4 protein-coding genes and 1 pseudogene are annotated in these 5,871 nt (G+C 32.1%); 1 reads left to right on the top strand and 4 read right to left on the bottom strand.

Annotation, left to right across the window (positions count from 1 at the left end; translation table 11 throughout):
• From AC1MPL_RS12060 to mobV, 4 genes are all read right to left on the bottom strand, one after another.
• Nucleotides 1-286, bottom strand: a 286-nt coding sequence (locus AC1MPL_RS12060) for a type II toxin-antitoxin system RelE/ParE family toxin (protein ID WP_479766276.1), incomplete at its 3' end; no start/stop codon positions are given.
• Between the two features lie 119 nt (nucleotides 287-405).
• Entirely contained in the window at nucleotides 406-879 is a 474-nt protein-coding gene (locus tag AC1MPL_RS12055; protein ID WP_479766277.1) for a plasmid replication DNA-binding protein, read from the bottom strand.
• 77 nt (nucleotides 880-956) lie between these two features.
• Entirely contained in the window at nucleotides 957-1,886 is a 930-nt protein-coding gene (repM, locus tag AC1MPL_RS12050) for a replication initiation protein RepM (protein WP_479766275.1), read from the bottom strand.
• A gap of 920 nt (nucleotides 1,887-2,806) precedes the next feature.
• Nucleotides 2,807-4,282, bottom strand: coding sequence for a MobV family relaxase (mobV, locus tag AC1MPL_RS12045; protein WP_479766274.1), 1,476 nt, complete (start codon nucleotides 4,280-4,282; stop codon nucleotides 2,807-2,809).
• A 780-nt stretch (nucleotides 4,283-5,062) separates the two neighbouring features.
• On the opposite strand from mobV, the pseudogene AC1MPL_RS12040 reads away from it, so the two are divergent.
• Nucleotides 5,063-5,687: pseudogene (locus AC1MPL_RS12040) on the top strand (LysE family translocator).
• Nucleotides 5,688-5,871: the final 184 nt, after the last annotated feature.

Here is a 5,871-nt window from a genome sequence, read left to right as displayed (position 1 = left end):
GAATATTAGTTTCTTTATCTGTTAAATTATCTTTTACAGATTTAGGATAAGCTATTAAAAAAAATATTTGATCATCTTCAGTAACCCAATAATAAATTACTCTTATGCCGCCACTTTTCCCTTTATTACTTTGAGAACATCGTATTTTTCTGATGCCTCCACCATTCTTGATCAAAGCCCCTTTATCAGGCTGTAATAAAAGCTCTTCCTGAAATTCACGATATTCTTCATCAGAAATAAGACTTTTTATTTGTTTCGTAAAAATACTAGTCTCAATAAATAGCATGAATATATATACTTCATTGGCGTATAATAATACTAACATTTAGAGCTTTTAAACGATAGTCAATTATAAAAATAAACTTTTAATACAGAGTACTAAACCTTAGCTAATAAGTAATAAACCTATTCTTTTTTAGAAAAAAAACTACTAAAAAATCTTCTTTTTTTGTTCTTTAAATTACTTAATTCTTCTTCCTGAATAGATTCTTTGAAATTAGATTCTACAGCTATATCTTGATTATTTTTTTGCTCAGTAAACGATGTTACCTTATCTTTTGGAGCCTCTAATAAACGTTGCATTGTTTCAATCTGATTTTGATAGAAAGACTCTCTTCCTTTAGCATCATCAAGCTGATTTTTAAGCATATCAACTTGCTGTCTAAGCAGTAAAACTTCTGCCGATTCTATTTTGTCTATTTTTACATCTTCTTTTACATTTCCTTTTTTAACTGGCTCACCAAATACCCTGATAGCTTCTGATAAATCAATTTTATTATCAGAATTTTTACTTAAAATTCCTCTATTTATATTATTGTAAATAGTCTGTCTATTTATATTGTAAAGCTTAGATAGCTCAATAACTGAAAGGCTCTTCATATAAAATTTTATGCCTAAACTTGTCAAACTTAGACGCCTATTAGACAGCCTAATAAAAAAATGATCAAGTTGAAATCTTATACAACTTTAAATCCAACTTTTTTAAGATAAGGCAATAATTCTTGAATCTTTTTTGAATCTTTTAACATTTCATCAATACGATTAGCAAAATCTTGATAACTCTCCGCACCAACAGAATAACTTCCCATTTCTGATAATTCAGAAAGTTTTTTTGCAAATAACTGACGTTGTTTATCAGTCATTTTAGGAGGAAGATTTGGTGTTTTTGATCCTTTTTTTATTGATTCAGAATTTAAATTTTTCTGTTTAAAGTTAAAAGAAAAACCGGTAATAGTACGTCCTTTTTTATGTTGCTCATATTTAGCTTTGATATCGGTTAACTCATTAATCTGATTTAATGCAAAATCTAGAACATATGTTTTGAAATTACTCATTGTCTTATATTGGTGGGATTCAACACCTAGCTGCTGTCGAAATATGGACAAGTCAAAAATAGGAGTCTCTCCTGAAGATCTCCATTGAATTAATAACTCATATAAGCGAATAGCATACGAGCTAGTTAACTTAGAAACCTGTTGTAACTCATATTTTGTGAAGTTTTCTTCGAGTCTAGTTATCAAAGGAACTATATCTTGTGTAAAACGTAAAAAAACTATAGCTGATTCTTTTTCATAACCAACTTTATCTACCCAACGACAATGAAAGCTGCGGTCCTTACCTGTTTTAGGATTAGTATCATGATAAGTAACATAACGGTCGAATAAGCTTTTAGAAGCTTCACGAAGTACAGTATAAGCAGTATGTTTTTCAACATTAAATGTATTTATATAACTACTGGCATGAACCTCTAATAAACTATTTTCTGTAATCCCTTGTCCTGTTTCTCGTGCTTCAGCAATAGCTAAAAGAACTAAACGTTGCTCTACAGTATCTAACGTATAACTTGCTTGAATTAAAGCATTATCTTTTACGACTAATTCACTCATTTCTAATAATAAATTTATAACAAAGCTAAGGCGTACTATATCCTATTTAAACTAGGTTGTAAATCAACCTAGTTTAAAGGTCGATAAACCTAGTTTTATAGGTCGATAAACCTAGTTTTATAGGTCGATAAACCTAGTTTTATAGGTCGATAAACCTAGTTTTATAGGCCTTAAAAGCATTGTTATGAAAGGATTACAGCCTGTCTAAAAGCTTTTAAAAGCATTTAAAAACAATAAAAGCCTTTTTTTCTTTTTTTAAAGCTATTTTTTTATAAAAAAATCTGTATTCAAGAAGATCAATATTTTCATGAAATCACACACTGCATTTTTAACTAAATTTGATATTTGGTACGGATTGATACTACAAGATAAGTCTAATTTTCATTCTAAGGCTCACTAAGGCACTTATTTCTATTTTTATATGTCTATCTATGTATTTTTATTTTTCGTTGCTTAGAGCGCAAATGAGCGTGTTTTAAAAGATATTAATTCATTGATTGAGTTTTATCTGTTGTTAACAGCTTTAATCATTTCATTTTTAGTAAATAGACCTGTTTATTTTCCATAAAAAAAATGCCCAACCAAAAGACTGGTTGAGCATATAAAAACTAAAATATCGCTAGAGGGTGAGCCAAATCACTTGACTGAATTCAGTATCGTTGATGAGATTCATATTTAAAAAGACTTTATATATATAACTAAAAACGCTTAATAAAATTATATAAAAACATATTTTGTGTGATTAAAATCATGTTTTTAGGTGATATTGGATTAATATTTATTCAATTTATCAGCGTTTTTAGCTCTAAATTCATACAGATCGTTCTGATGAATTAATAACCATATAATCATTTTTTATCGCTAAAATAACTTATTTTTAAGTCAATCATCGGACTTTTAACTTATTTTTTTGCCTTATTTTAGTCAATTTCTAGTCCTTGATTATGAGATATTTTCGGTTGAGGTGATTTTATAAGTGTTGGTACAACCTCTTGTACATGGGTTGCATTTCTCATTTGTCTTTCTTTGCATTCGACATCTTGAGCAAAGCTCTTTTCTCTGAGCATCTCTTCAGTTTGAATAACGCAGGTGCGTAAGGTCTCTATCTTTTTATTTAATTCTGTACGTTCAGGCGGTAACTCAAACTGCCTTTGATATAAATACTGTTCTGCAAGACGACACATCTGGATATTCTCAGTAACGTGATCACGAACTCGTGCAAATACCTGTTCAGGTTTAAAGGTTTGTAGTGCTTCGGTTTGTTCATCTAAGAAAGCTTCATGACAATGGTTGACAACCAATTGTTTAAGCAGCACGTAAAAAGGAGTACTTTTATACGTTTCAGAGATTTCTTTAAACGCTTGCTTTACATCTAATGATCGGCTGTTCTGCCAGTTGTCATAATTCTGTGTATAGACTTCCTTTTCAGCGAGATTCTTCGCGTGTTCAATATCATGTTCAAAGCGTTGTCTGACAGACGCTATACGTTGATCCTCTGTCTGTTTTAATTGCTTTTGATGTATGGTAAATGAATGATCTAGATCAGATTTTGTAGAAGAACTATATTGGCGATCTAATGCTTTTTGATGCTCTTGTAGTTTGGATTGGATCTGCGCCTCAAGTTGAACATATTCTTGTGGGAAAAACCTCTGATACTCGCGAAAGACCGTGAGCTCTTTTTGTAATGCTTCAACTTTTAACTTTTCATCTTCAATCACTCGAATTGCACGATGATGCGCATCTCGCTCTTTATCTACTTCTATACGGGCGACTTTCAATTGATGTGCATAAGCATTTTGCATATCTTGCATTGCTTGTTGATATTGGGCATGGATCACATCTACCTGTGAAGCCACATCTTTATAAATTACAGATGCTATCCACGCTGGTTCACTGAGCTGACTGTCTAACGGTTTGGCTAGTACGGGTGTAGAAATTGGCTGAATCTGTGTTTGTACATGCTCAAATGCTTGATTCGGTACGATAGGTGCTTGGATCTGAGAATAAAACTGCTGAATGGTTGTATGCTTGGCTTTTGAACCCACAATTCCTCGTCTTAAGCCAAAATCTTGATCATGTTGCGTGACGGCTTGATGATAATCCGTTTGCAGTTGAGATAACTTTGTACGGCCGCCTAACCACTTCCTTGCATTTAATTTATTAGTCTGAGGATCTAATGGCACAATATAGGCCACGAGATGCGGTGTTGTTTCATCCCGGTGAATACTGGTTGCAATCACATTCTCTGCACCAAACTTTTCAATCAACCACGCTTTAGACTTCTCAAATAATGCTGCTTCTTTACTCGCATCATGCCAACCTTGCCATTCCGGAGAAGCTGTCATTAACGTTTCAATACATAAGACACCATTCGGATACGATCTTTGATTCCACATAACACATCGTCTGCTGATTGATGAGAATGCTCATTTTTTGGCGTTTCTTGAGGATTGGCATTCGGCGTTTCTCGTGTGCGATAATTGTGAGAAAGCGAACTTGAGATCTCACCGAAAGATTTCAACTTCTTTGTTCTAAAAATTAAGAAACTCATCCACCTCTCCAATAAGAAAAACCATCGAAGAAACCACCATAACAGGCCGCTTGATCTTTGGGAGCCCCAAAAGAGTACTCACTACACAATTTAAAAAAATAAATTTTATTTAAATTATTCCATGAGCAAGGGGAAGCTCCCCTTGACCCCAAAAAGCGCACGATTCAGAGTGTTGAATAGAGTTAAAAGTAAATATAATCAAATAGATATGTGGAAATAAGAAGTCATTTAGACGGATCAAAAAATCCCTCGAAAAATATGAAAATAAAAAATGTTTCAACATTTTTTTATTGCGTTTTTAGTGATTCTTGCATTGTTTCAACATAAAATCACGCTGTTGCAGCATAAACTCGGTTTTGTTACAACATTTTTTGATGCTGTTTCTCAATATTTGCTGAATTGTTGCAGCATAAAATTTGATTGTTTCAACATAAAGCCATTTTGTTTCTTCATTTTTAGCCACTGTTGCAGCATTTCTAAATAATTTCTGATCCGAAAATTCTACCTAATGGCTAACAGCGATAGACTCACACCTAAATTAATATGGAAATTAATAAGGTTTTAATACTGAGTTATCAGTACTCTATATACTCAGAATCTATTTGAATCAGAGGATAGGATAAAAATGAATGATGTTACGATTCTTCTAAGTTTATGTATTGCTCTTTTGCTGGGTGCAATTAGTCCTGGTCCAAGCTTTTTTTACAATAGTTCAAATATCTATTACTCAGTCTAGAAAGCATGGAATAGCTTCTGCTTTAGGTATGGGGACTGGTGCCTCAATATTCAGTATACTTGCAGTATGTGGATTAGAAAAAATATTCATTTTAGTACCCAAACTATATGTATTATTAAAGTTTTTAGGGGCGATCTATCTGCTTTGGCTAGCATTGAAAACGTTTAAAAATCGAAATGTCAAAATTGAAATGAATATTCAGGATAGAGAGAAAACTAGTTTAATTTCATCTTATAGATCAGGATTATTAACACAAATCAGTAATCCTAAAACAGCTATTATTTTGGCAAGCACATTTACTGCTTTATTACCAAAAATCATACCAGAATATTATTATATTGCAGTTCCTTTATTATGTTTCTTAATAAATGCAGGATGGTATAGTTGCGTTTCTTTGCTTCTTTCCTCTTCAAAACCTAGAGAAGTTTATATTAAATTTAAGAAATTCTTTGATTGTGCAGTTTCTGGAGTTTTAAGCATACTTGCTTTTAAGCTTATTTTTTCAGAAAAATAAAAAGATAAAAATTTGTATTCACCTAAGTTATTGTATGCTTTTCAGCCAAAATCACTAGCAAAAAGTGACAAAACCGCCTAAAAAAAGCCAACATATATCTATGCTGGCTTTTTTTCTATTTTTGGTATTATTTGAAATGTTTAAGGCACTGATTACAAATAACTTTATGGAATTGAGTTCGGGT

This window comes from Acinetobacter sp. N1-1 (assembly GCF_056711485.1).
Note: the sequence above shows the minus strand (reverse complement) of the source record. Positions and strands in the feature narration are given on the sequence as shown.